This is a genomic window from Parablastomonas sp. CN1-191 (assembly GCF_049354825.1).
Classification (GTDB): domain Bacteria; phylum Pseudomonadota; class Alphaproteobacteria; order Sphingomonadales; family Sphingomonadaceae; genus Novosphingobium.
Window position 1 is genome coordinate 1157191 of the sequence record NZ_CP186480.1, and the last position, 22106, is coordinate 1179296.

The window sequence follows — 22106 nt, forward strand, 5'->3', positions numbered from 1 at the left end:
GGCGCCGCGACGAGGAATTGCTTGTCGGTGAAGGATTTCTTCGCCACTTTGCCGCCATGCATTCCAAGACGCTGGCCGCCCTGGCCGCCGCCACTGCGCTGACCGCCTGTTCGGCGCAGACAGCTTCGCTTTCTTCCACTGCCGGCCCGAAACCCACCTGGGCGTTCGAGCGCAGCGACGTGCCGGTCGACCCCGGATACCGGTTCGGCAAGCTGGCAAACGGAATGCGGTACGTGGTGAGGGCCAATGGCACGCCCAAGGGCACCGGGCTGGTGCGCCTTGAGATGGAAGTGGGTTCGCTCGACGAAAGCGACGCCGAACGCGGTTTCGCTCACTTTGTCGAACACATGGCCTTTAACGGCAGCACCCACGTGCCCGAAGGCGAGATGGTCAGGTTGCTGGAGCGCGCTGGTCTCGCGTTCGGGGCCGACACGAATGCCTCGACCAGCTTCGATCGGACGATCTACAAGCTCGACCTGCCGACAAACGATCCCAAGCTGCTCGACACCGCGTTGATGCTGATGCGCGAGACCGGTAGCGAGCTCACGTTCGATCCCGGCGCGGTCGGCCGCGAGCGCGGCATCGTCCTGTCGGAACGGCGCGACCGCAACACCTTCGCGCTGCGCAACCTCGAAGACCTGATCGCCTTCACCTACCCCGACGCGCTCTACGGCAAGCGCCTTCCGATCGGCACGCTGGAAACCCTCAACGGCGCCACTGCGGACGCGTTGAAGGCATTCTACGCCCGCGAATACGTGCCGGCCCATGCCACGCTGGTGGTGATCGGCGATTTCGACGCGGCCGCGGTCGAGGCCGCGATCCACGCGCGCTTCGATAGCTGGCAGCCGGCTCCCGCACCGGACCAGCCCGGCGCCGGCCCGGTTGTTGCGGCGGACAAGAACCGGACCGACATCTTCATCGATCCCGCGCTTTCGGAGCGCCTTACCATCTCGCGCAGCGGCAAGTGGCTGGGCGAGAAGGACACGCTGGCCCAGCGGCGCGAGAACCTGCTGCGCCAGGTCGGCTACGCCATCGTCAACCGGCGGCTGTCGCGCCAGGCGCTGGTGGCCAATCCCCCGTTCCGTGCCGCCGGGCTGGGCACCACCGACGTGTTCAAGGCCGGGCGCACCACCAACCTCGTCATCGATACGCCCGACGGCAAGTGGCAGCGCGGGCTGGCGACAGCGGCGGCCGAGTACCGCCGCGCGCTCAAATTCGGGTTCAGCCCGGCCGAAATCGCCGAGCAACTGGCCGAAATCCGCGCCGCGCATCGCAATGCGGCGCTCGGTTCGGCAACGCGCAGCAATGGCGCGATTTACGGCGCCGTGTCGGCGCTGCTCGCCAATGACGTCGTCCCGGACACGCCCGAGAATTCGCTGGCCCGGCTAGAGGCCTTCATTCCGGAGATAACCCCCAAGGCGGTGCTGGCCGCGCTCAAGCGCGAACTGGTGCCGCTCGACGCGCCGCTGATCCGCTTCCAGGGTCGCCGCGAGGTCGCAGGCGGGGCCGCCGCGCTGCGGCAGGGCTGGAACGCGGCGGTGGCCGCACCGATCGTCCGCCAGACCGAGGCGACAGCCGGAACCTTCGCCTACACCGATTTCGGAACGCCGGGCACGATCGTCAGCGACACCCGCGAAGCCGTCCTCGGCATCCGCGAGGTGCGCTTCGCCAACGGCGTGCGCCTCAACATCAAGCGCACCGACCTGGAAAACGACCGGGTCGCGGTAAGGCTCAGCATCGACGGCGGCCAGATGCTGGATACCAATGCGGATCCACTGGCGACCAAGATGGTGTCGGTTCTGGGTATCGGCGGCCTCGGCAAGCACAGCTTCGACCAGATCCAGTCGCTGACCGCAGGGCGCACGGTCTCGGCCCAGTTCGGCGACAGCGAGGATGCTTTCGTCGCCGGCGGCACGACTACGCCCGACGATCTGGAGCTGCAGTTGCAGCTCTATGCGGCCTACCTGACCGATCCCGGTTACCGGCCCGAGGCGCAGACGCTGTTCCTGCATACGATCAACAACTACTTCGCCTCGCTGCGGGCGACCCCGCAGGGCTCGCTGGGGGCGGACCTTGGCCGCATCCTGTCCGACGGGGATCCGCGCTTTTCGCTCGCCGATGTCGAGGCGTTCCGGCGGCTCACCCTCGACAAGCTCAAGGCCGCGATCGGCGACCGGCTGGCAAAGGGTGCGATCGAGATCGGCATCGTCAGCGATGTCGAGGAGGACAAGGCGATCGCGCTCGTGGCCCGGACGCTGGGCGCCCTGCCGGCGCGCGAGCCCGAGTTCCGCGACTATCCCGACCAGCACAAGCGCAGTTTTACCGCCCGGCGCGAAACGGTGACGCTGCGTCATGACGGCCCGGCCGACCAGGCTCTGGTGCGCATGACCTGGCCAACCACCGACGGGCTCGACCCGGTGGTGGCGCTGCGCCAGCAGCTTCTCCAGCGCGTGCTGCGCATCGCACTGACCGATTCGCTGCGCGAGAAGCTGGGCAAGGCTTATTCGCCGGGCGTTTCCGGCGAAGTGTCGCGCACTTATCCCGGTTACGGCACGCTGTTCGCCGAGGCGACGGTCGACCCTGCCGATGTCCCCGCCGCGCGCGAAGCGATGACCGACGCGGTCAAGGCCGTGCGCGACGCGCCGGTGTCCGACGACTTGTTGCTGCGCGCCCGCGCCCCGCTGCTCGACAGCTTCGACAACACGCTGAAGAGCAACGGCGGTTGGCTGACCTATGCCGCGCAGGCCCAGTCGCATCCCGAACGGATCGAACGCTACGCCAAGGCAAGGGAGCGGCTTGCCGCGATAACGCCGGCGCAGCTCCAGGCGCTCGCGCGCCAGTACCTGACCCCGGCGGCTGCGGTGACGGTGATCGTCCTGCCGCGCGAAGCGACCCCGGCCAAACCCTGATGCAAAAACGGGCGGGCCCGTCGAGGCCCGCCCGCAGATGCGATCGGAAGGGGCCGATCAGAACGAGATAGTGCCCTCCACGCCGAATGTGCGCGGCGGGTTGAAGTTGCCGTAATCGCCGATCACGGTGCCGTTCGCGTTCGAGCGGCGGTAGATGTGATCCTCGTTCAGAAGGTTGCGGCTCCACAGCGAAAGCGTGGCCTTGGTGCCGCTGGCATTCATCGGGATGTCCGCCATGGCGATGCGGCCGTTGACCACGAAGCTGGACTGGGTCTGCACCGATTCCGACTGGAAGCTGTACTGCGGCCCGGCATAGTTGGCGTCGACGTGGAAGCGCAGCTTGGTCCCGGCCGGATCGTCCGCCAGCGGCAGGTCGACGTCGACGTAGCCCGAGGCGGCGTGCTTGGGCGTAAAGACCGTATAGACCTGCGTCAGCACGCCGAACGTCGGACCGGCCAGCGGGTTCGCGACCGCGGGCACCTTGACGTCGGTGTAGGCGTAGCTGGCGCCAAGCGTGACGGTGTCGATCGGGCGCAACGTCAGTTCCGCTTCGATGCCCTTGATCCGCGACTTGCCGGCGACGTTGACCGTCTCCTCGGTGTGCTTGTTGTAGTTGGGATTTGCCGCGCCGCTGGCGAGGAACTGGGTGGTGTCCACGAAGTCGAAGTCGATCTGCGTCCCCGTACGGTCCATGATGAAGGCCGCCAGGTTGAAGCGGGCACGATGGTCGAGGAAGTCGGTCTTGGCGCCGATTTCGTAAGACTTGACCGATTCCGGCCCGAAGGCGCGGAACGTGGCAGACCGTGCGTTGGCGCCGCCGGCACGGAAGCCCGAGGCATACTTGGCGTAGAGGTTGACCCCCGGCGCCGCGTCGAGCGCCGCGATGACCAGCGGGTCGAACCGGCTGTTATCGTAGTTGAAGGTATAGGGCGTCGGCACCATCGACAGCAGGTCGAGATAGCCGTCGCGCTTGTCGTGCGTGTAGCGGCCACCGAGCGTCAGGTGGAACGCCTCGAAACCGCCGGGCGTGAATGTGCCCTGCCCGAACGCGGCGTAGGAATGGGCCTTTGCCGCGCTGTGGCGCTGCACGAACCAGTCGCGGCGTTCCCAGCCCTGGTTGCTCGACGTGATCGGCGCCAGCGGATTGGGCCGGACCTGGTTGACGAAGGTATAGGCGGTGCCGGCGGCGTTCCACATTTCCGGATTTGGCGTGGCGGCCGCTTCCTCGGCGTGCTCGGTGAAATAGTATCCGCCCAGGACGAAATCGAGGTGCGGGATGGATCCGACCAGTTGCACTTCCTGGCTGAACTGGTTCTGGAACAGCTCCGACAAGCTGTAGCGGCCAAACTGGCCGTTGGGCACGAAGGCGCTGCGATGAGCACCGGCGGAGCCGTCCCACTGGTGCGTGCTGACACCGCGCCAGGCGGTGATCGAGCGCAACTCGAGGTCGGGCGTCAGCTTGTAGGAGATGTTGCTGCTGACACCGTGCGTCTTGTCGACGCTGGGTTGCTGGATCACGCCCATGTCGGCCACGCTCATCCGCTTGTCGCCGCTTACCTGGACCAGCGGCGAAAGCGGCGCGATGCAGGTGTTGGTCGTCGAATTGCAGGCGGTGCCACCGTAGAACAGCTTGGTCCCGATCGCGCCGCTGACCGGATCGGCGTAGGTGCCGACGTTGAGGCCCTGCGGGTTGTAGTTGATCAGCTGGCTGTAAAACGGCGTGTTCTCGTCGCGCGCCTGGTCGTAGGCGACGTCGACGGTCAGGTCGTCGATCGGCGTCCACCGCGCGGCCACGCGGCCGCCCAGGCGGTTGTAATAATTCCACCCGTACTGCCCCTCGGCCGGGTTTTTGGTGGTGGCATTCTGGTGCTGGTAAACCCCGTCGAACTTCAGCGCGATGTTCGCGAAGGCCGGCATGTTGATGTGAAATTCGCCTGTCTTGCTGCCGTAGTTGCCTACCCCGGCGCTGACGCGGCCGCCGAACACGCCGGTCGGCTGCGCGGTGACGATCGAAAGCGCCCCGCCCTCGGTATTGCGGCCGAACAGCGTACCCTGCGGGCCGCGCAGGACCTCGATGCGTTTCACGTCGAACAGCGCCGCGTTGAGACCCTGGGAGCGACCGAGGTAGACATTGTCGATGTAGACGCCGACGCCGGGTTCGCGCGCGGTCTGGTTCTGGTCGAACGGCACGATGCCGCGGATGCCGATCGTCAGCGCCGACTGGCGCGCCTCGAACGTGGCAACGCGCAAGGACGGGATGCCGCCGTCGGCAAGGTCGATCAGGCTTTCGACGTGGCGCTTCTCTATCGTGCCGGCGTCGAGCACCGAGATCGCGATCGGGGTCTTCTGAAGGTTGGTTTCACGCTTCGTGGCAGTGACGACGATATCGGTCAGGCCCGAGGTGTCGGTCGTGGCGGCGACATCCTCGGGCGAGGTCTGCGCCTGCGGATCGGGGCTGGCGGGCGCGTCGGCCGCGTCCATGGTCACGCCGTCGGTGGTGACCGAGACGGCGGCCTGCGCCGTCGCCGGCAGCGCGATCAGCGTGGCCAGCGCAAGCAGCGAGGCGGCGGGGCGGGCGTGAGAGGATGTCATCGTCGATGGTTCCCTGAATACCTGTTGGTCTTTGCGACGCCGGTTTCAGGGGGCTGGTTTCGCGAATCGAACGGCCCCCGCCGCCGGCTTCGAGAGCGGCCCTAGGGGTGGTCCGTGTCGGCCGTGCGTAGCGGGACTGACACGCGTGCGACAACGATGTGACAGGGGCGCGGCAGCGCGCTGTTATGACCCGGCTATTCGATCCGCGCCGATGCCAGGACCGCGCGCCACTGGCGCAGCGATTCCTCGCTGAGTCCGTCACGCGCCATAGCGGCGAGCAGGAATAACGATTTGCCGCTGCCAATCGCCCGGTAGATCGCCACCGGTGGATAGCCCGCCGCGCAGCCGGTGGAGCGGCGTTCGAACGTGACCGAGCCGGCGTCGCGCGCAATTTCGGTAAAGGTGGCGGAACACTTGCGCAGCGCTTCTGCCTTCAGCTCATCCACCCATGCATCGGCGCTGCTGACGGGCGCGGCTGGCTTGCGCGCGATGATTACCAACGCCTCCGTCCAGTCTTTGGTCGTGCCGCGCACGGCGATCAGATCGGTCACATAAGCGGGATTGCGGGCATCGTACGCAACGTGGGTCGCCTCGTCGCCGGCGAACGCGGCTTCGAGGGCCGGCGACAGGCGGTGATCGAAGACAAGCTTCTCGGCCGCGGCGGGCACCGCCGCCGCAAGCGTGGCCACGCCCAGTGCCAGCCTGGCGGCGCGGACGATCGATATCCTCGTCATTGTGTGAACCATACCCGCCGCGGCGGCGCAATTCACGCCAAAAATGCGATTGTCACCTCCCTGACCGGGGAATGTCACGATGCTGTCACGGCATGGCTTCAGACGGTTACATCGCCATGACCGAACCCAACGTTCTTGTGACCGGCGCCTACGCCGACCTTGCCGCCGCGCTGGCACCAGCCCGCCCCGACATCGCGTTCGGCGTGCTTGGGCGCGATGAGCCCGATCCCGCGCGACCACTGCTGATCTTCGTCGACTGGCTGCTTCCCGAAATGGCTGGGCTGGAACTATGCCGCCGCCTGCGCGCCGATCCAGCCACGCAGGACGGCCACATCGTGCTGGTGCTGGAAAGCGCCGATCCCGAGGCAATGCGCCGCGCGCTGCGGGCCGGCGCCGACGATTACCTCGTCGGCCCGCTCGATGCAGAACATCTGCTGGCCGCGATAACCCGCAAGCTGCCTTACGCCGGCGGCCAGCGCATCTCCGAAGAGGTCGAGCGCGTCGGTGCGCTGGCGATCGATCGCGGCGCGCGGCAGGTACGCTGGCACGGCCGCCCGATCCCGCTGCGCCCGGCCGAGTTCGACCTGCTGGCCCACTTCGTCGCTCATCCCGACCGCGTGTTTTCCCGCACCGCGCTGATCGACGAGGTCGGCAAGGACGCGCGGCGGCTCGATCCCCGTACGGTCGACGTCTGGGTGGGAAGATTGCGCCGCGCGCTGACCCAGCACGGCGTTCCCGATCCGCTGCGCACGGTGCGGCCGCTCGGGTACGTGTTCGATTCGCCGCTGCTTTAGCTGCCGACCTTGCCCTGCGCGTAGCGGGTCGGCATAGCGCGCGGGCGAATCCCAGCCGCCCCAAAGCCTGTAAGGAGCGCCCCATGAAAGTCCGTGTTGCCGTCAGCCTGAAGCCCGGCGTGCTCGATCCGCAGGGCCGCGCCATCCATCACGCGCTCGAAGGCCTCGGCTTCAATGGCGTCAACAGCGTGCGTGCCGGGCGGATGATCGAACTCGAGGTCGATGACGGCGTCAGCGACGCCGATCTCGACGCGATGTGCCGTCAGCTGCTCGCAAACATGGTGATCGAGAATTACCGGGTGGAGCGGGTGGCGTGAGTTTCCGCAGCGCGGTCGTCACCTTTCCGGGGTCGAACTGCGATCGCGACATGGCGGTCGCGCTCGAAGCGATCTCGGGCATCGCGCCTCTGCGCGTCTGGCATGGCGATGCCGGTCTGCCGGACGGGCTCGATTTCATCGCGCTGCCCGGCGGATTTTCCTACGGCGATTACTTGCGCTCGGGCGCGATGGCGGCGCGCAGCCCGGTAATGCGGGCCGTGGTCGCCGCGGCGGAGCGCGGGGTCCCGGTGCTGGGCGTGTGCAACGGCTTTCAGGTCCTGACGGAGGCCGGGCTGCTGCCCGGTGCGCTGATGCGCAACGCCGGCATCCGGTTCGTCTGCCGCGAAGTGGCGCTCACGGTCGAGAACAGCCAGTCGCTGTTCACCGCCGGTTACGAGGCCGGACAGACGATCACCATCCCCGTCGCGCATCACGACGGCAACTATTTCGCCGACAATGCAACGCTCGACCGGCTCGAAGGCGAAGGTCGTATCGCGTTCCGCTATGCCGAGCCGGTCAACGGATCTGCGCGCGACATCGCCGGGGTGCTCAATGCGGCGGGCAACGTCCTTGGCATGATGCCGCACCCCGAACGCGCGATCGAGGCCGCACACGGCGGCACCGACGGCCGCGCCTTGTTCGAAAGCGCGCTGCGCCAGCTGGTCGGCTAGACGCTTACGAAGACCAGTCGCGCGTGCAGTCGCGCAGCCGCCAACGCTGGCCGCGGCGGTCGAAGCGACAGGTCCGCCCTTCGCCCGCGCGCGATGCCCCCATCACCGCCAGCCGGACCGTAGCCCGTTTGCCGTCGATGTGCGGCGGCGCGAAGCGAAACCAGTGCAAGGCGCCGGCTTTGCCGCGCTCAAACCCGGCCAGCCCCAACCGCTGCCAGTCGCAGGACGGCAAATAGGCGCCGTTGCGCACCAGTGGAGGCGCCACTTGCCGATCGAGACTGAACGCCCCGCGCGGCTTGCGCCAGCAGCGCCCAGGTTTCCGCGCGCCCGGCGGCCGGCGCGGGACCAACTGCCGCCACCAGGGCGAGCGCGAAGGCGGCCACCTCGCTTAATAGCCCATCAGGCTGAGTACTTCCTTGCGGCTGCGCTCGTCTTCCAGGAACGTCCCCATCATCCGGCTGGTGACCATGCTGACCCCGGGCGTGCGAACGCCGCGCGCGGTCATGCACGCGTGGGCGGCGTCGATGACCACGGCGACGCCCTGGGGCCGCAAGTGGTCCCAGATGCACTGGGCGACTTCGGCGGTAAGCCGCTCCTGGATCTGCAGGCGGCGGGCGAACCCATGCAGCACCCGCGCCAGCTTCGAGATGCCGACCACCTTGTCGTTGGGCAGATAGGCGATCGCGGCCTTGCCGATGATCGGGGCCATGTGATGTTCGCAATGCGACTGGAACGGAATGTCCTTGAGCAGCACGATGTCGTTGTAGCCGCCGACTTCCTCGAACACGCGGCTGAGGTGCACGGCCGGATCTTCGCCGTAGCCGAGGCAATATTCCTTCCACGCCCGCGCCACGCGCTTGGGCGTATCGACAAGCCCTTCGCGCGCCGGATCGTCGCCCGACCAGCGGATCAGGGTGCGGATCGCTTCCTGCACATCGGCTGGGACGGCCAGCTTGCCGTCGGGTGTATCCTCGTCCGGACCGACCAGGCTGCTCATGTCTTCACTCTCCTCTTGCGCGGCCGGCGCAGGCTGCCGCCGAACAGGCCGCGCCGCTTGGCAATCGGCTCGAACAGTTCTTCGGGCTTTTCAGGGTCGAGCAGCGCGTTGTCCGCTACCGTGCGTTCGGCGTCGCTCAATTCGCGCAGCTCGAAATGGGCAAGGTACTTGCCGCGGCGCGGCGTCGCTTCGATCAGGTCGATCATGCTCGCCCCGCCGTCGAGCGCGGCGGCGACCGCCTCGGGCTCGATACCGAGGTGCTCGGCCAGCAGGCGGCAGCGCAGCGCCTTGATAGGTGCGCGCGCGTGGTCGTTGCCAGGCCGGGCAGCGTCGATGAAGACATCGGCTTCGGTATCGAGGCCCATCGACCGGTTGTTGAGATTGGACGATCCGACGCGAATGACCTCGTCGTCGACAATCATCATCTTGGCGTGCACGTAAATCGGCGTGCCTCCCGCTGTCATCGGCAGGAAAATGCGAAAATTGCGCCGATGGTCGACATCGCGGATCGCCCGCGCAAGCTGGATCCTGGCGCCGTCCATGGCGGCCTGTTCAAGCCAGCCATCGGCGCTTTCCGGATTGATAAGGACGAATTCCGGCGGATCCGGTTCGGCCATGCGCTTGGCGATCGCCTCGGCCACCGTGCGCGAAGCGAAGTACTGGCTCTCGGCATAAACGAAGCGTTTCGCGCGGACGATATGCTCGATGTACAGCTGTTCGATCTCATCGATCACGCCAAGATCGCGATAGGCGGCGCGCGTACGCGCGATCCCGACTTCGACGTCGCGGAACTCGGCCAGCAGGTTTTCGGGCCAGGCGGTGTCCTCCTGCGGGCGGCAGGGCTCCATCGGCTCACCGCCGGCCTGTTCCCACCGCATCCGGCCCAGCGCGCCGAGGGCGGCGGCGGCCTCGCCCTCGACCATCATCGTCAGGTCGTGCCATGGCCCGTACAGCTTGCGCGCGAACGGCATCCGCCGCCGCGCATCCTCGTCGATATGATCGGGGGTGTCCCAGCGGTCGGACGTCATGTCGATGCCGCCGCAAACCGCGAAGCGATCATCGATGACGACGATCTTCTGGTGATGACTGCACCCGAACGGGTGCGCACTGTCGAACTTGAAGTCGACCGCCGGGCTGGCCAGCCAGCGCGCCAGGTCGATCACCATGGAGCCGCGGAAGACGAACTTGAGCGCGCCGAAATTCCATTTCAGCACGCGTACCTGCAGGCCCTTGGTCCGCTCGGTCAGCCAGAGAATGAAGCCGCCCAATCGGGCCGGGGGCCGCTGCTTGCGAGGCAGGTTCCACCACCGCCGCCCGCGCGCGAGGTGTATGCGGGTGTCGAAGTCCCAGCCGATCAGCATGATGCGCTGCTGCGCCTCGCACATCGCCTGGTACATGAGATCGAAGTAAGCGCAGGCGTCGATGACCACATGGGCGCGGGTGGCGCGGGTAAAGCGCCACACGGACGGGGTTTCCGAACTGTCGTCGTAACGCTCTGCCATGCCCCTCCCGGCCGTCCCCTGGTTGCCGCTGCCGGCCGATCAATGCACCGACCGGCCCGGCGTTCCGCCCGGGCCGGCGGAGCGCGTTACGCCTTCGCGACGACGCTTTCCGGCAATTCGGTGCCGAAAACGCGCTGGTAATACTCGGCCACCAACATCCGCTCGGTCTCATCACACTTGTTGAGGAACGAGAGGCGGAATGCAAATCCCGGATCCTTGAAGATCGCGGTATTCTGGGCCCAGGTGATGACGGTGCGCGGGCTCATCACGGTGCTGATGTCGCCGTTGATGAAGCCCTGGCGGGTCAGGTCGGCGACGCGGACCATGTCGCCCACGGTCTTGGGATCGACGCCGGTGGACTTGGCCAGCACGATCTCGCTTTCGACCTGCGCGGGCAAGTAATTCAGGCCGACGACGATGTTCCAGCGGTCCATCTGGCCCTGGTTGATCGCCTGGGTGCCGTGGTAAAGTCCGCTGGTATCGCCCAGGCCCACCGTGTTGGCGGTGGCGAACAGGCGGAACCACGGATTTGGACGAATGACGCGGTTCTGGTCGAGCAGCGTCAGCTTGCCTTCCGTTTCCAGGACGCGCTGGATCACGAACATCACGTCGGGACGACCCGCGTCGTATTCGTCGAACACCAGCGCCGTCGGCGTCTGCAATGCCCAGGGCAGCAGCCCTTCGCGAAATTCGGTCACCTGCAAGCCGTCGCGCAGCACGATCGCGTCACGTCCGATCAGGTCGATCCGGCTGATGTGCGCGTCGAGGTTGATGCGTATGCAGGGCCAGTTGAGCCGTGCGGCCACCTGTTCGATGTGAGTCGACTTGCCCGTCCCGTGATAGCCCTGGACCATCACCCGGCGGTTGAAGGCAAACCCGGCCAGGATCGCGAGCGTCGTGTCCGGGTCGAAGACGTAACTGTCGTCACGGTCCGGCACGCGTTCATCGGCTTCTGAAAAGGCCGGTACCATCATGTCGATGTCGATGCCGAAGGTGTCGCGCACCGACAGTTCGCGATCGGGCGCGGAAAGAACGGTGGTGTTGCGGCTGTCGGGCTGGATGTTCGGCAGGTCGGTCATGATGAAGCCCGCCTATACGGGGGCGATGCGCGCCGCAATCCTCTTTGCCGCGCGTCGGCCAAGGCGTCAGCCGATCTTGGCCGGCAGGTGGAAAAAATCGAAAAAGCGGGCCGCCGCTTCCTCGCCCGCGACGGTCATCTCCGGCAGTTCGGCAAACGGCAGCTTCAGGTAAGCCGCCGCCGCAATCAAAGGAGCGGCCGGGGCCGCCAGTGCGAAGTCGGCGTCGGCGTCGCGACCGCGCGCAATCGCCAGCCGCCCGTCGGCGACCCGCGCAACGAAGCGGTCACGGCCTACGTCGATCTGCCCGGTCAGGCGCGCGCCGGTCGCGCGCGCAGCGTCGAACATGGTGCGAAAGCTGAGCATCAAGGACGCGGGCGACAGCGGCAAGGTCGGATCGTGACGCGGCGACATCGCGGCCCACCGCCCCAGTTCCATGATCGCGACGTCCGCGCGCTGGCCCCACTCCGTGAGTTCGTAAAGCCGCACACCGGGCGCTTGGTCGTGTTCGGCCCGGCGCACGATCCCGGCGGACTCCATGCCGCCCAGCCGCTCGCTGAGGACCTTGGCGCTGATCCCCTTCAACGCCGCGCGAAGATCGGAAAACCGCCGCCCGCCGAACATCAGCTCGCGAACGATCAGCAAGCTCCAGCGCTCACCCACCAATTCCATCGCAAACGCCGTACCGCAGGCATCGTCGTACCACCGGCCGTGTCGTGGTTGCGCCGAGCTGGTGTCCTTAGGTAACTCCATAGTTGCTTTTTGTAACCGCGAAGGCATGATCCTACAAGAGCCGACTCGGCAAAGACGGAGCGTATGCGATGCCCAAGATGGTGTTCATCAACCTGCCGGTGGCCGACCTTGGCAAGGCGAAAGCGTTCTATACGGCGATCGGCTTTACCAACGAGCCGCGGTTCTCGGACGATGCGGGCGCCTGCATGGTTTGGTCCGACACGATCTACGCGATGCTTTTGACGCACGAGAAATGGCAGGGCTTCACCAAGCGCCCGATCGGCGCGGGCGAGGTCATGCTGGCGCTGTCGTTCGATGACAAGGCGGCGGTCGACACCGCGGTCGAGGCCGCAGGCACGCACGGAGGCACAGTGGATCCCAATCCGGTCCAGGACCTGGGCTTCATGTACGGCCGCAGCCTGCTCGATCCCGACGGACACTTGTGGGAAGCCTTCTGGATGGATCCCGCCGCAGCCCAAGGCGGACCGCCCAGCGACGGTACCGACGCACACGAACGCGTCGCCTAGAGCGCGCACGGAACGGGAGACGGACGCGATGACCTACATTGATGGACTGGTCCTGGCGGTGCCAACGGCCAACAAGGCTGCTTTCATCGAGCACGCGACGATGATCAACGAGGGTTTCCTCGAGTACGGCGCGCTGCGGGTGGTGGAATGCTGGGGCGACGACGTGCCCGACGGCAAGGTCACCGATTTTCGCCGCGCGGTCCAAGCCGATGCGGAGGAAGCTGTCGTGTTCAGCTGGATCGAATGGCCCGACAAGGCGACCCGCGATGCCGCATTCGCCAAGATGATGGATCCGGCCAATCCCGATCCGCGCATGGACGCGGAGAAATATCCGGTCCCGTTCGACGGCAAGCGGATGATTTTCGGTGGGTTCGCGCCTGTTTACGACCGGGGAGCCAAGGTATGAGCGGCGATAGCGGCGGCTTCATCTGGTATGAACTGGTCACCCCCGACCCCGATGGCGCGAAGGCTTTCTACGACGCGGTGGTCTCGGGCTGGTCGATCGAGGCGGCGCCTGCCGGTCCGATGGACTATCGGATGATCAACCGCGCCGATGGTGGTCATGCCGGCGGCGTGCTGCGGCTGAGCGAAGAGATGGCCCAAGGCGGCATGACACCTCGCTGGCTCGGCTACGTCCACGTCCCGGACGTCGACGCGGCGCTGGCGGCAATGACGGTCGACGGCGCAACCACGCTGATGGATCATGACGGCGAACCCGGCCGCATCGCGCTGATTGCCGATCCGCAAGGGGTTGCGATCTACGTCATGACGCCGCGCCCGCCCGCAGGCAATCCGGACGCCAAGAGCGACGTTTATGACCGGATGAAGCCCGGCCACGTCGGCTGGAACGAGCTCTACACCACCGATCTCGACGCCGCGAAGGCATTCTATGGCAAGCACTTTGGCTGGACCTTCGAACGCTCGATGCCGATGGGCGAGGAATTCGGCGACTATGTGTTCATCGAGCACGGCGGGCAGGACATCGGCGCAATGATGAAGAAGCCGCCGCAGGCCCCCGCGGCGGCTTGGGGCTACTATATCACGGTTGCTGATATCGACGCTGCGCAAAGGGCGATCACTGCTGGCGGAGGCCATGTCTTCCACGGGCCGCAGGAGGTTCCCGGTGGGCAATGGATCGTCAACGCGGTCGATCCGCAAGGAGCCGCCTTCGCCTGCGTCGGCGCGCGCGCCGCCTGATCCATTATCCGCAAGCCGAGGACGACAGGCGTGGCCGATTTCACTTTCTTCACCAATCCGATGAGCCGCGGCCAGATCGCCCGCTGGGCCTTGCACGAAGCGGGCGCGGACTACGATCAGGTCCTCGTCGACTGGACCGCGAAGCCCGCCGCTCTGCTCGCCGCCAACCCGATGGGAAAGGTGCCGACGATCCTTCATCACGCTGCTGCGGGCGCTCGCACGGTGAGCGAGGCAGCCGCAATCTGCGCCTACCTTGCCGACGTGCTTCCCCAGGCCGGGCTAGCGCCTCATGACACTGAACGGGCCGATTACTACCGCTGGATGTTCTTCGCCGCCGGACCGATCGAACAGGCGATCGTCGCCAAGTCGATGGGCTGGGACGTGCCTGAAGGCCGCGAACCGATGGTCGGCTTTGGCAGCGTGAGCCGCGTGCTCGGCACGCTGGAGGCGCACCTGCAGGGCCGCGAGTGGGTCTGCGGCAATCGCTTCACAATGGCCGACGTCTACGTCGGCAGCCAGGTCGACTGGGGGCTGACCTTCGGTTCGATCCCGCCGCGCGAAGCCTTCGTCGCCTATGCAGAGCGGATCCAGGCCCGTCCCGCCTACAAGGCGGCCAAGACGATCGACAATGACTTGATCGAGGAGATGAAGCGATGACCGGGCCCCTCACCATCTGCATATGGTACGAGAAGGACGCCGAGGAGGCTGCCAACTTTTACGCTTCGCTTTTTCCCGATACCGCCGTCGGCCATGTTGGCCGCGCCCCGGCGGACAATCCCGGCAGCAAGGCCGGCGACGTCCTGACCGTAGAATTCACCGTGATGGGCACACAATGCATGGGCCTGAACGGCGGGACCTATTTCAAGCAGTCCGAAGCGTTTTCGATGATCGTGCCAACGACGACCCAGGAAGAGACCGACCGCTACTGGAATGCCATCGTCGGCAATGGCGGTCAGGCCAGCGAGTGCGGCTGGTGCAAGGACAAGTGGGGCGTATCCTGGCAGATCACTCCGGTCCAGTTGACCGACGCCATGCGCGAGGGCGGCGCGGTCGCCAAGGCCGCGTTCGAGGAAATGATGACGATGCAGAAACTCGACGTCGCCCGGATCGAGGCCGCCGTCGGCCGCGCCCGTGCTCAGGCTGGCACCAATGCGTAAGGTGATCGGCGCCGCGTTCGTGTCTCTGGACGGCGTCATCCAGAGCCCCGGCGGCGTCAGCGAGGACACCACCGGCGGCTTTGCGAATGGCGGCTGGGTATTCCGGGCCTGGGACGATGGCGTCAACGACGCCATCGGCAGACTTTTCGGGGGCGACTATGCGCTGCTACTGGGCCGCCGGACCTACGATATCTTCGCCGCCTACTGGCCCTTCGTCACCGGCGAGGAAGCCGAGATGGGCAAGGCGTTCACCAATGCCTACAAGTACGTGCTGACCCGCGGCGAAGCGCCGCTCGACTGGGCCAACTCGCACCGCCTGACATCGATCGAGGATATCGCAGCCTTGAAGCGGACCGACGGACCCGACCTGGTGATCCAGGGGTCCAGCACGCTCTATCCCGCACTACTGGCGGCCGGCCTGCTCGACAGGCTGACGCTGATGACCTTTCCGCTGACAACCGGCCCCGGCAAGCGTCTGTTCGAAGCAGGAACGCCCGGCGCGATGCTCAGGTTGACCGAGCACAAGGTGACCGACAAGGGTACCCTCATCGCTTCGTACGAACCGGCCGGCGCGCTGCCGCCGGTGCCGGACTTCGCGCCGCAACCGGCCACCAGCGCGCGCGAAGCCGAACGACAGGCCCGCATGACCGAAGGGACGTGGTAATGCTCGAACTCTACGGACATCCGTTTTCGTCCTACACCTGGAAGGCGCTGATCCCGCTTTACGGCTACGACATTCCGTTCACCTTCCGCCCGGTCCGCTCCGGCGACGAGGACAACGACGCCTTCGTCATGGCTGCCAGTCCGTTCGGCAAGTTCCCGGTGCTCAAAACGGACGGCGAAACCGTGATCGAGGCGACCGCGATTATCGAGTGGCTTGCCCTGAGCGTGCCCGGCGCCGGCTCTCTGGTGCCCGATGGCCGCGACGGCTTGGCGCTTCGCGTCCACGACCGGATCTACGACAACTACGTCATGGCATCGATGCAGATGACGGTGGACGAATTCATCGCCAAGCAGGGTGGCCCCGTCGATCGGACGGTGATCGCGGCCTCTCACGACAAGCTCCTGCGCGCTTATCGCTGGCTTGAGGGGCAGGGTGTGCGCCCGCCGCGCACCGCCGTCATCGACCTGGTCGATTGTGCCGCCGCGCCGGCGTTGTTCTATGCCGACTGGGTCTTGCCGATCCCGGACGAGTGCCCGAACCTGCAAGCGTACCGCGCGCACCTGCTGGCGATCCCGGCCGTCAAGCGCTGCGTTGATGACGCCCGGCCGTTTCGGCATTATTTTCCGCCAGGGGCACCCGACCGCGATTGAGGCGGCGTGTCCGGGGAGGAAACCATGGCCGGTAACAAGCTGGCGAAGGCCTGGCTGCTATGCGGCGCGCTGGACGCGCTTTATGCGACGACCCTGACAATCGTCTTCGGCAAGCAAACCGTCGTCGCAATGTGGCAGGGCGTAGCGGCGGGCCCGTTCGGCGACGCGGCCAAGGCTTGGGGTGCGCGCGGTGCGCTTCTCGGCCTTTTTGTCCACTTCGCGATCATGGCGGTCATGGCTGCTTTCGCGCTGGCGCTGTTTTCGCGAAGCCTGCTTGGACGGCTTGCTCCGTGGCTTGGCGGGACGATATACGGGCTGGCGCTTTGGCTGGTCATGTACGGGATCGTGCTGCCGGCCAGGTTCGGCGCGCCCTTCCCCAATCCCGATCCGCTCAAGCTGATCCTCGGCATGGCGCCGCATGTTTTGTTAGTAGGCATCCCGATGGCCATCCTACTGCGCGCCTCGGGTCAGGAGAAGGCAGCCGTTTTGCGCAGCAGCTGATACGCTTCGACCACGCACTGGAGGCGCGCCTCGAAGCTGCGGTCACCGCCGTTCCTGTCGGGGTGATAGCGGCGCACCAGATCCGAATAGCGCTGGCGAAGCGCGCGGCGGTCGGCCCCGGCGGCAAGACCAAGGACCTCGAGCGCGCGGCGCTCTTCCGGGGTCACCATCACGCCGGCGGCGGCATCCTGCCTCCGCGTGCGGGCACGCCGGGCGATCGCATCGAGCGGGTCGGCGAAATCGCCCCAGCGCGGTGCCTGGTCGATCCCGGCGGTCGGCGAAAAGGCCCGCGTCTCACGCTCCCAGCCGCCGACGGGATGCTGGGCGCGGATGATCTCGTCCGGGGTCATGCCGCGGAACCAGTCGTATCCGGCGTTGAAGGCGCGCACGTGGTCCAGGCAGAACCAGCGGTATTCGCCCGGGCCGTCGAAACCGGGGCGACGTTCGCCAGGGGCGCGGAACTCTCCCGCCTCGTCGCAGCCTGGGGCGTCGCAGCCGCGCTCGGCATCCGCGATCCGGCCGTGGAATTTGTCGTGTCTCACACCCTTCCAGATGGGCGCTGATCCGCTAGAAGGGAAGACCAGGAGACACCATGACCGGACCACTCGCCGCCGAAATCGAACGCCTGCTCACGGATGCCTTCGCGCCCGGCGCACTGGCGGTGATCAACGACAGCGCCAGCCACCACGGTCACAGCGGTGACGACGGCTCGGGCGAATCGCATTTCACGGTCGAGATCGAGAGCACGGCGTTCGCCGGTGTCTCGAGGCTCGAACGCCAGCGCATGGTCAACCGGGCGCTTGGCGACATTCCCGGCCACCGCGTCCATGCGCTGGCGATCAGGGCCCGCGCGCCCGGCGAAGGAACGACCGGCCTATGAGTTCCGTCATCGAAACGATCACCCCCGTCACGCATGACCTCGGCGCGTTCGAGGTCCGCCGGGCGCTGCCCGCGCGCAGCCGCACGATGGTCGGGCCGTTCGTGTTCGTCGACCAGTTCGGCCCGGCGATCCTGCCCACCGGCAGCGGCATGGACGTGCGACCGCACCCGCATATCGGGCTCGCCACCGTCACCTGGCTGTTCGAAGGCGCGATCGGCCACCGCGACAGCCTGGGCAGCGACGCCGTGATCCGCCCCGGCCAGGTCAACCTGATGACCGCGGGGCGCGGCATCGTCCACTCGGAACGCTCACCGCAGGACGAACGCAATGCCGGCGCGCACCTCTACGGCATGCAGACCTGGCTGGCGCTGCCCGACGGCCGCGAGGAAATCGCCCCCGCCTTCGAAGCACAGCGTGACCTTCCCATCGTCAGCGGCGACGGCGCACGTGCCACGGTCATCATGGGCAGCCTGTGGGGTGAAACCGCCCCCACCACGGTTCATGCGGCGACGATTTATGCCGACATCGTCCTCGAAGCCGGCGGCACCATCCCGATCGAGGCCGAGGCCGATGAACGCGCGGTCATGCTTGTCGGGGGCGAGGCTAGCCTGGACGGCGGCGCGCTGGCGCCGTACGCCCTGGTCGTCCTGGCGCCAGGCGCGGCACTTACCCTGGGTTCGCAGCGCGGCGGGCGGGTTATGCTGCTGGGCGGTGAGGCTTTCGCGACGCGCCGCCACGTGTGGTGGAATTTCGTTTCATCCTCGCCCGAGCGGCTTCGCGCCGCCGCCGACGACTGGCGCGAGGGCCGCTTTCCGCTGGTGCCGGGCGATGCGGAGGAGTTCATCCCGATCCCGCAAAAGCCCAACACGGTCAGCTACCCGTGACCAGCCTGCGGCGCGTGGTGCTGGCCAGCGGCATCGAGCTGGACGTGCAGGTAAGCGGGCCGGAAGGCGCCCCGGCGCTGATCTTCCTGCACGGTTTTCCCGAATCACACCGCACCTGGCGCCACCAGATTGCCCACCTTTCCGGCTCCTATCGCTGCATCGCGCCCGACCAGCGCGGCTATCGCGGCTCGTCCAAGCCCCAGGACATCGACGCCTATCGCCCGGACAAGCTGATCGGCGACGTGTTCCAGCTTGCCGATGCGCTTGGAATCGAGACCTTCACGGTCGTGGGGCACGACTGGGGCGGCGCGATAGCCTGGGGCGGCGCGTTGACGGGGCAGGCAAACGGCCGCGTCGGCCGCGCGGTGATTGCCAACGCCCCTCACCCCGCGCTGTTCGGTCCGTTGTTGTGGACCCATCCCGGCCAGCGCGCGGCCAGCCAGTACATCCGCACCTTCCGCGACACCGCCAACGACGACCTGGTGCGCCAGCACGGTCTTGGCGGCATGCTGGCCAAGGCTTTTGCTGGCACCGGCGGTCTCGGTCCCAACCCGGCGATGGAAGAGGCCATCCGTGCCGAGCAGCACGCCGACTGGCAGGACCGTGACGCCGCCTTCGCCATGCTCAACTGGTACCGCGCCAGCCCGATCGTGGTTCCGTCCATGGACGAACCCTTCGAACTGCCCGCCGGCGCCGCCCCGGCCCTGCCGCCGCTGACAATCCCGACGCTGGTGATCTGGGCGCTGGATGACATCGCCCTGCCCCCCGAAAACCTCGACGGGATCGAAAAGGTCGTCACCGATCTGACGCTGGTGAAAGTGCCCGGCTGCGGACACTTCGTGCCCTGGGAGGCGCCGCAGGCGGTCAACGCCGCGCTGGACGACTTCCTAGCCGCCACCGATGGCTGAACCGTCGCGCGGCATCGGCGCTGCGCTGGCCGAAGCGCGGCGCAAGGCCGAACGCTCGCTGCTGCGTGATCATGAGCGCGATGGCGCGTCGGTCAGCAATCTAAAGCTGTTCTTCGACCTTGTTTACGTCTTCGCGGTCACGCAGCTATCCCATTACCTGCTGTCGGACTTGTCGTGGTTGCGCGCATTCCAGACCACCGTGCTGTTCGGGGCGGTGTGGTGGGCGTGGATGTACACGACCTGGGCCACCAACTGGATCGATCCCGATCGCGCGCCGAACCGGCTCGTCATCGGACTGGCGATGCTGGCCAGCTTGCTGATGGCGTGCGCGCTGCCGTACGCCTTTTCTTACCTCGGCTGGGTATTTGCGGGCGCATACCTGGCGATCCAGATCGGCCGCACGCTTTACGTGTCGTGGGCGATGGGCGAATGGCGGCGCAACGACCGTTACAGCCTGCTGCGAATAGCGATCTGGTTCGGCGTGTCTGCGATACCGTGGCTTGCCGGTTCGCTAGCGAGTGACGCAGAAACCCGCGCCGCCTGGTGGGTCGCGGCGCTGGCGATCGACTACAGCGGACCGTTCGTATTCTACTGGGTTCCCGTCATTGGCGCCTCGCGCGCCGAGGATTGGCGTATTTCGGGCCATCACATGGCCGAGCGCTGCGGCCTGTTCATCATCATCGCGCTGGGCGAAGGGCTGATCATCACCGGCGCGACGTATGCCGGGGCGCCGCCCACTTCGGGGCTGACCTCGGCGCTGGTGATCACATTCCTGGGCAGCTTTGCCATGTGGTGGATCTATTTCGACCTCGGTGCGCGGCGCGGTGCCGAGCATATCGAAAAGCACGAGAACCCCGGCCTGATCGCCCGCCAGGCTTTCACCTACTGGCACATCCCGATCGTCGGCGGGATCATCCTGCTGGCCGTGGCGGATGAGCTGGTAATGGCGCACCCGCTTGAGCCCGCGCACGCAGGGTTCGCCTTCGTCCTTGGCGCCGGGATGGCGCTGTTCCTGTGGGGAGTGATGAGCTTCAAGCGCATTTCCAGCGGCCGCCCGTGGTACCCGGCCAGCCACACAAGCGGGCTGGCGCTGGTGGCGATGATGACGCTGGCGGGCCTCCTGCTCCACCCGCCGCACCTTGCGATGAGCGCCATCGGCACCGTGATCTTCGGGATCGTCGCATTGTGGGAATGGGGCAGCTTCCACGGCGGCTGGATTGAGCGGATGGAGGCTCGCGGCTGGTGGCTGGGCGCCGTGCTGCGCCGCCGCGCCCAGTTCCGGATCGCGCAGTACGAGCGGCAGGAAAAGACGGCCGACCCGCGCGGCTAGCCCCCGGCCCACTCGATCCAGGCGCCGTGGGGATGGGCGCGGGCCAGGGTGACCGGGGCCGCCCCGCCCGGCCAGTACCGCACGACCAGTTCGTGGTGATGGAGCACGCGGTTTGCCTCCAGCGCGATCCACGCCAGCGGGCGGTCGGGCGTCGCCACCGCGCCGGCCGCCGCCATCGCGGCGGTCACGCGCTGCTGCTGGTCGGCCGATACGTATTGCCAGACGATCGAATGCATCAGCACACGCGTCGTCCCCGCGGCCTGCGCACGCGCCAGCGCGGCCTCGACGAAGTCCGCCGCGGTCATTTCCACCAGGTCGGGCGGTTCGCGCCGCGCCTCCGCGATGGCGGCGTCCATGCGCGCGAAGCGTTCGCGGTGCTCGGGCCAGATATAGGCGCGCAGGCGCAGCGCCTGGGCCGGGTCGGCCAGATCGACCGGGGCGACATCGCAGCCGCGCGCCGAGACGATGGCGATATCTGGCTCCGGCGGCGGCGGACCGCGCCACTCGGGCGCGAAACGCATCGCACCTGGTTCCGGACCGACACCGACCCCGCCCAGTACGTAGCGATAGCGCGCCAGCATCAGGTTTATTCCCGCGCTCGACCCGATCTCGAGGCACTCGAACCGCGGCGGCAACCCGTGGTCGGAGAGCCACAGCATGGCGGCGACGAAGCTTGCCGACCGTCCGGCCTCGTTAGTCTGCGGCGGACCGTCGAGCCAGGGCAGCAGCGCGTCCTCGTGCTGGCGGATCGCGGCGGCGATCAGCGCCACATCATCGGCTTCCTTGCCGGCATAGAGCGGGGCAAGCGCCGGTTCCGTTCCCGCCAGGTGCAGCGCATGCAGCCCCCCGGCGATGCGCAGCGGCAGCGCGTCGGCCAGCGGCGCGCCGGGCCAACCGCGCATCCGCCCGAACAGCGCGCCTCCCTGCCCGCGAGCGAGCAGCACGCCGACCGCGGCCACAATCCGCGCGGTGATCGTGGCACCCGCCCGGCGGCAGTATTCGACCTGGTTGCCAAACGCCTTGGCGACCACGCCCTCGCCCCGAGCGGCAATATCGATGAAGGCGTAGTCCTCGGCCATTCCTT

General features: G+C 67.1%; 25 protein-coding genes. 16 read left to right on the forward strand and 9 right to left on the reverse strand.

Annotated features, from left to right (window positions below; all coding sequences use genetic code 11):
* The first annotated feature begins 56 nt into the window (after positions 1-56).
* The gene (locus ACOYW6_RS05795; protein WP_423142861.1) at positions 57-2909 is read left to right on the forward strand and encodes a M16 family metallopeptidase; all 2853 of its coding nucleotides are present in this window, start codon (positions 57-59) and stop codon (positions 2907-2909) included.
* 57 nt (positions 2910-2966) lie between these two features.
* On the opposite strand, the gene ACOYW6_RS05800 is transcribed toward ACOYW6_RS05795, so the two are convergent.
* Positions 2967-5501 (reverse strand): TonB-dependent receptor, encoded by a 2535-nt coding sequence (locus tag ACOYW6_RS05800; protein WP_423142862.1) that lies wholly within the window; start codon positions 5499-5501, stop codon positions 2967-2969.
* A 194-nt stretch (positions 5502-5695) separates the two neighbouring features.
* Positions 5696-6235 (reverse strand): hypothetical protein, encoded by a 540-nt coding sequence (locus ACOYW6_RS05805; RefSeq protein WP_423142863.1) that lies wholly within the window; start codon positions 6233-6235, stop codon positions 5696-5698.
* 116 nt (positions 6236-6351) lie between these two features.
* On the opposite strand from ACOYW6_RS05805, the gene ACOYW6_RS05810 reads away from it, so the two are divergent.
* The 3 genes from ACOYW6_RS05810 (at position 6352) to purQ (ending at position 8017) form a co-directional block, all read left to right on the forward strand.
* Entirely contained in the window at positions 6352-7029 is a 678-nt protein-coding gene (locus tag ACOYW6_RS05810) for a response regulator transcription factor (RefSeq protein ID WP_423142864.1), read from the forward strand.
* 83 nt (positions 7030-7112) lie between these two features.
* Entirely contained in the window at positions 7113-7346 is a 234-nt protein-coding gene (purS, locus tag ACOYW6_RS05815; protein WP_423142865.1) for a phosphoribosylformylglycinamidine synthase subunit PurS, read from the forward strand.
* Between the two features lie 50 nt (positions 7347-7396).
* The gene (gene purQ / locus ACOYW6_RS05820) at positions 7397-8017 is read left to right on the forward strand and encodes a phosphoribosylformylglycinamidine synthase subunit PurQ (RefSeq protein WP_423143072.1); all 621 of its coding nucleotides are present in this window, start codon (positions 7397-7399) and stop codon (positions 8015-8017) included.
* Between the two features lie 4 nt (positions 8018-8021).
* Here purQ and ACOYW6_RS05825 read toward each other — a convergent pair whose 3' ends face one another.
* The 5 genes from ACOYW6_RS05825 to ACOYW6_RS05845 form a co-directional block, all read right to left on the reverse strand.
* Complete coding sequence (locus tag ACOYW6_RS05825; RefSeq protein WP_423142866.1) at positions 8022-8267, reverse strand: hypothetical protein; 246 nt, start codon at positions 8265-8267, stop codon at positions 8022-8024.
* A 138-nt stretch (positions 8268-8405) separates the two neighbouring features.
* On the reverse strand, positions 8406-9014 hold the full coding sequence (gene folE, locus ACOYW6_RS05830) for a GTP cyclohydrolase I FolE (protein WP_423142867.1): 609 nt from the start codon (positions 9012-9014) through the stop codon (positions 8406-8408).
* Positions 9011-10516: a phospholipase D-like domain-containing protein gene (locus ACOYW6_RS05835; RefSeq protein WP_423142868.1), complete on the reverse strand. Its 1506-nt coding sequence runs from the start codon at positions 10514-10516 to the stop codon at positions 9011-9013. Before ACOYW6_RS05835 ends, folE begins: the two co-directional genes overlap by 4 nt.
* Before the next feature lie 86 nt (positions 10517-10602).
* Positions 10603-11595, reverse strand: coding sequence for a cobaltochelatase subunit CobS (gene cobS, locus ACOYW6_RS05840; protein ID WP_423142869.1), 993 nt, complete (start codon positions 11593-11595; stop codon positions 10603-10605).
* 66 nt (positions 11596-11661) lie between these two features.
* Positions 11662-12345: a winged helix-turn-helix transcriptional regulator gene (locus ACOYW6_RS05845; RefSeq protein WP_423142870.1), complete on the reverse strand. Its 684-nt coding sequence runs from the start codon at positions 12343-12345 to the stop codon at positions 11662-11664.
* Positions 12346-12413: 68 nt separating this feature from the next.
* On the opposite strand from ACOYW6_RS05845, the gene ACOYW6_RS05850 reads away from it, so the two are divergent.
* From ACOYW6_RS05850 to ACOYW6_RS05885, 8 genes are read left to right on the forward strand one after another with little or no spacing between them, the layout of a single operon-like run.
* Positions 12414-12851 (forward strand): VOC family protein, encoded by a 438-nt coding sequence (locus ACOYW6_RS05850; protein ID WP_423142871.1) that lies wholly within the window; start codon positions 12414-12416, stop codon positions 12849-12851.
* A gap of 28 nt (positions 12852-12879) precedes the next feature.
* Positions 12880-13257: a DUF1428 domain-containing protein gene (locus tag ACOYW6_RS05855; RefSeq protein WP_423142872.1), complete on the forward strand. Its 378-nt coding sequence runs from the start codon at positions 12880-12882 to the stop codon at positions 13255-13257.
* Positions 13254-14048: a VOC family protein gene (locus ACOYW6_RS05860; RefSeq protein WP_423142873.1), complete on the forward strand. Its 795-nt coding sequence runs from the start codon at positions 13254-13256 to the stop codon at positions 14046-14048. The genes ACOYW6_RS05855 and ACOYW6_RS05860 overlap by 4 nt, the downstream gene beginning before the upstream one ends.
* A gap of 30 nt (positions 14049-14078) precedes the next feature.
* On the forward strand, positions 14079-14705 hold the full coding sequence (locus ACOYW6_RS05865; RefSeq protein WP_423142874.1) for a glutathione S-transferase family protein: 627 nt from the start codon (positions 14079-14081) through the stop codon (positions 14703-14705).
* Complete coding sequence (locus tag ACOYW6_RS05870; RefSeq protein WP_423142875.1) at positions 14702-15205, forward strand: VOC family protein; 504 nt, start codon at positions 14702-14704, stop codon at positions 15203-15205. Before ACOYW6_RS05865 ends, ACOYW6_RS05870 begins: the two co-directional genes overlap by 4 nt.
* Entirely contained in the window at positions 15198-15869 is a 672-nt protein-coding gene (locus ACOYW6_RS05875; RefSeq protein ID WP_423142876.1) for a dihydrofolate reductase family protein, read from the forward strand. The genes ACOYW6_RS05870 and ACOYW6_RS05875 overlap by 8 nt, the downstream gene beginning before the upstream one ends.
* On the forward strand, positions 15869-16519 hold the full coding sequence (locus tag ACOYW6_RS05880; protein ID WP_423142877.1) for a glutathione S-transferase family protein: 651 nt from the start codon (positions 15869-15871) through the stop codon (positions 16517-16519). The genes ACOYW6_RS05875 and ACOYW6_RS05880 overlap by 1 nt, the downstream gene beginning before the upstream one ends.
* A 24-nt stretch (positions 16520-16543) precedes the next feature.
* Entirely contained in the window at positions 16544-17020 is a 477-nt protein-coding gene (locus tag ACOYW6_RS05885) for a hypothetical protein (RefSeq protein ID WP_423142878.1), read from the forward strand.
* Here the strand turns inward: ACOYW6_RS05885 and ACOYW6_RS05890 are convergent.
* Entirely contained in the window at positions 16987-17562 is a 576-nt protein-coding gene (locus ACOYW6_RS05890; protein WP_423142879.1) for a J domain-containing protein, read from the reverse strand. The two genes, ACOYW6_RS05885 and ACOYW6_RS05890, sit on opposite strands and share 34 nt — an antisense overlap.
* 50 nt (positions 17563-17612) lie before the next feature.
* On the opposite strand from ACOYW6_RS05890, the gene ACOYW6_RS05895 reads away from it, so the two are divergent.
* The 4 genes from ACOYW6_RS05895 to ACOYW6_RS05910 are packed head-to-tail and all read left to right on the forward strand — an operon-like array spanning position 17613 to position 21022.
* Positions 17613-17900, forward strand: a complete 288-nt coding sequence (locus tag ACOYW6_RS05895) for a BolA family protein (protein WP_423142880.1) — start codon at positions 17613-17615, stop codon at positions 17898-17900.
* Positions 17897-18784 carry a pirin family protein gene (locus ACOYW6_RS05900; protein ID WP_423142881.1) on the forward strand — a complete coding sequence of 296 codons (888 nt, stop codon included), beginning with the start codon at positions 17897-17899 and terminating at the stop codon, positions 18782-18784. The genes ACOYW6_RS05895 and ACOYW6_RS05900 overlap by 4 nt, the downstream gene beginning before the upstream one ends.
* Positions 18781-19692 carry an alpha/beta fold hydrolase gene (locus tag ACOYW6_RS05905; RefSeq protein WP_423142882.1) on the forward strand — a complete coding sequence of 304 codons (912 nt, stop codon included), beginning with the start codon at positions 18781-18783 and terminating at the stop codon, positions 19690-19692. Before ACOYW6_RS05900 ends, ACOYW6_RS05905 begins: the two co-directional genes overlap by 4 nt.
* Positions 19685-21022 carry a low temperature requirement protein A gene (locus ACOYW6_RS05910; protein ID WP_423142883.1) on the forward strand — a complete coding sequence of 446 codons (1338 nt, stop codon included), beginning with the start codon at positions 19685-19687 and terminating at the stop codon, positions 21020-21022. Before ACOYW6_RS05905 ends, ACOYW6_RS05910 begins: the two co-directional genes overlap by 8 nt.
* On the opposite strand, the gene ACOYW6_RS05915 is transcribed toward ACOYW6_RS05910, so the two are convergent.
* Positions 21019-22101, reverse strand: a complete 1083-nt coding sequence (locus tag ACOYW6_RS05915) for a DUF2332 domain-containing protein (protein ID WP_423142884.1) — start codon at positions 22099-22101, stop codon at positions 21019-21021. The two genes, ACOYW6_RS05910 and ACOYW6_RS05915, sit on opposite strands and share 4 nt — an antisense overlap.
* Positions 22102-22106 lie beyond the last annotated feature (5 nt).

Bases quoted from the DNA above. Each gene is read 5' to 3' on its own strand.
- ACOYW6_RS05885 (WP_423142878.1), top strand. From the start codon at position 16,544: ATGGCCGGTAACAAGCTGGCGAAGGCCTGGCTGCTATGCGGCGCGCTG.
- ACOYW6_RS05805 (WP_423142863.1), bottom strand. From the start codon at position 6,235: ATGACGAGGATATCGATCGTCCGCGCCGCCAGGCTGGCACTGGGCGTG.
- ACOYW6_RS05855 (WP_423142872.1), top strand. From the start codon at position 12,880: ATGACCTACATTGATGGACTGGTCCTGGCGGTGCCAACGGCCAACAAG.
- ACOYW6_RS05845 (WP_423142870.1), bottom strand. From the start codon at position 12,345: ATGGAGTTACCTAAGGACACCAGCTCGGCGCAACCACGACACGGCCGG.
- purQ (WP_423143072.1), top strand. From the start codon at position 7,397: ATGGCGGTCGCGCTCGAAGCGATCTCGGGCATCGCGCCTCTGCGCGTC.
- purS (WP_423142865.1), top strand. From the start codon at position 7,113: ATGAAAGTCCGTGTTGCCGTCAGCCTGAAGCCCGGCGTGCTCGATCCG.
- ACOYW6_RS05800 (WP_423142862.1), bottom strand. From the start codon at position 5,501: ATGACATCCTCTCACGCCCGCCCCGCCGCCTCGCTGCTTGCGCTGGCC.
- ACOYW6_RS05835 (WP_423142868.1), bottom strand. From the start codon at position 10,516: ATGGCAGAGCGTTACGACGACAGTTCGGAAACCCCGTCCGTGTGGCGC.
- ACOYW6_RS05850 (WP_423142871.1), top strand. From the start codon at position 12,414: ATGCCCAAGATGGTGTTCATCAACCTGCCGGTGGCCGACCTTGGCAAG.
- ACOYW6_RS05875 (WP_423142876.1), top strand. From the start codon at position 15,198: ATGCGTAAGGTGATCGGCGCCGCGTTCGTGTCTCTGGACGGCGTCATC.
- ACOYW6_RS05870 (WP_423142875.1), top strand. From the start codon at position 14,702: ATGACCGGGCCCCTCACCATCTGCATATGGTACGAGAAGGACGCCGAG.
- cobS (WP_423142869.1), bottom strand. From the start codon at position 11,595: ATGACCGACCTGCCGAACATCCAGCCCGACAGCCGCAACACCACCGTT.
- ACOYW6_RS05795 (WP_423142861.1), top strand. From the start codon at position 57: ATGCATTCCAAGACGCTGGCCGCCCTGGCCGCCGCCACTGCGCTGACC.
- ACOYW6_RS05910 (WP_423142883.1), top strand. From the start codon at position 19,685: ATGGCTGAACCGTCGCGCGGCATCGGCGCTGCGCTGGCCGAAGCGCGG.
- ACOYW6_RS05900 (WP_423142881.1), top strand. From the start codon at position 17,897: ATGAGTTCCGTCATCGAAACGATCACCCCCGTCACGCATGACCTCGGC.
- ACOYW6_RS05895 (WP_423142880.1), top strand. From the start codon at position 17,613: ATGACCGGACCACTCGCCGCCGAAATCGAACGCCTGCTCACGGATGCC.
- folE (WP_423142867.1), bottom strand. From the start codon at position 9,014: ATGAGCAGCCTGGTCGGTCCGGACGAGGATACACCCGACGGCAAGCTG.
- ACOYW6_RS05915 (WP_423142884.1), bottom strand. From the start codon at position 22,101: ATGGCCGAGGACTACGCCTTCATCGATATTGCCGCTCGGGGCGAGGGC.
- ACOYW6_RS05860 (WP_423142873.1), top strand. From the start codon at position 13,254: ATGAGCGGCGATAGCGGCGGCTTCATCTGGTATGAACTGGTCACCCCC.
- ACOYW6_RS05880 (WP_423142877.1), top strand. From the start codon at position 15,869: ATGCTCGAACTCTACGGACATCCGTTTTCGTCCTACACCTGGAAGGCG.
- ACOYW6_RS05810 (WP_423142864.1), top strand. From the start codon at position 6,352: ATGACCGAACCCAACGTTCTTGTGACCGGCGCCTACGCCGACCTTGCC.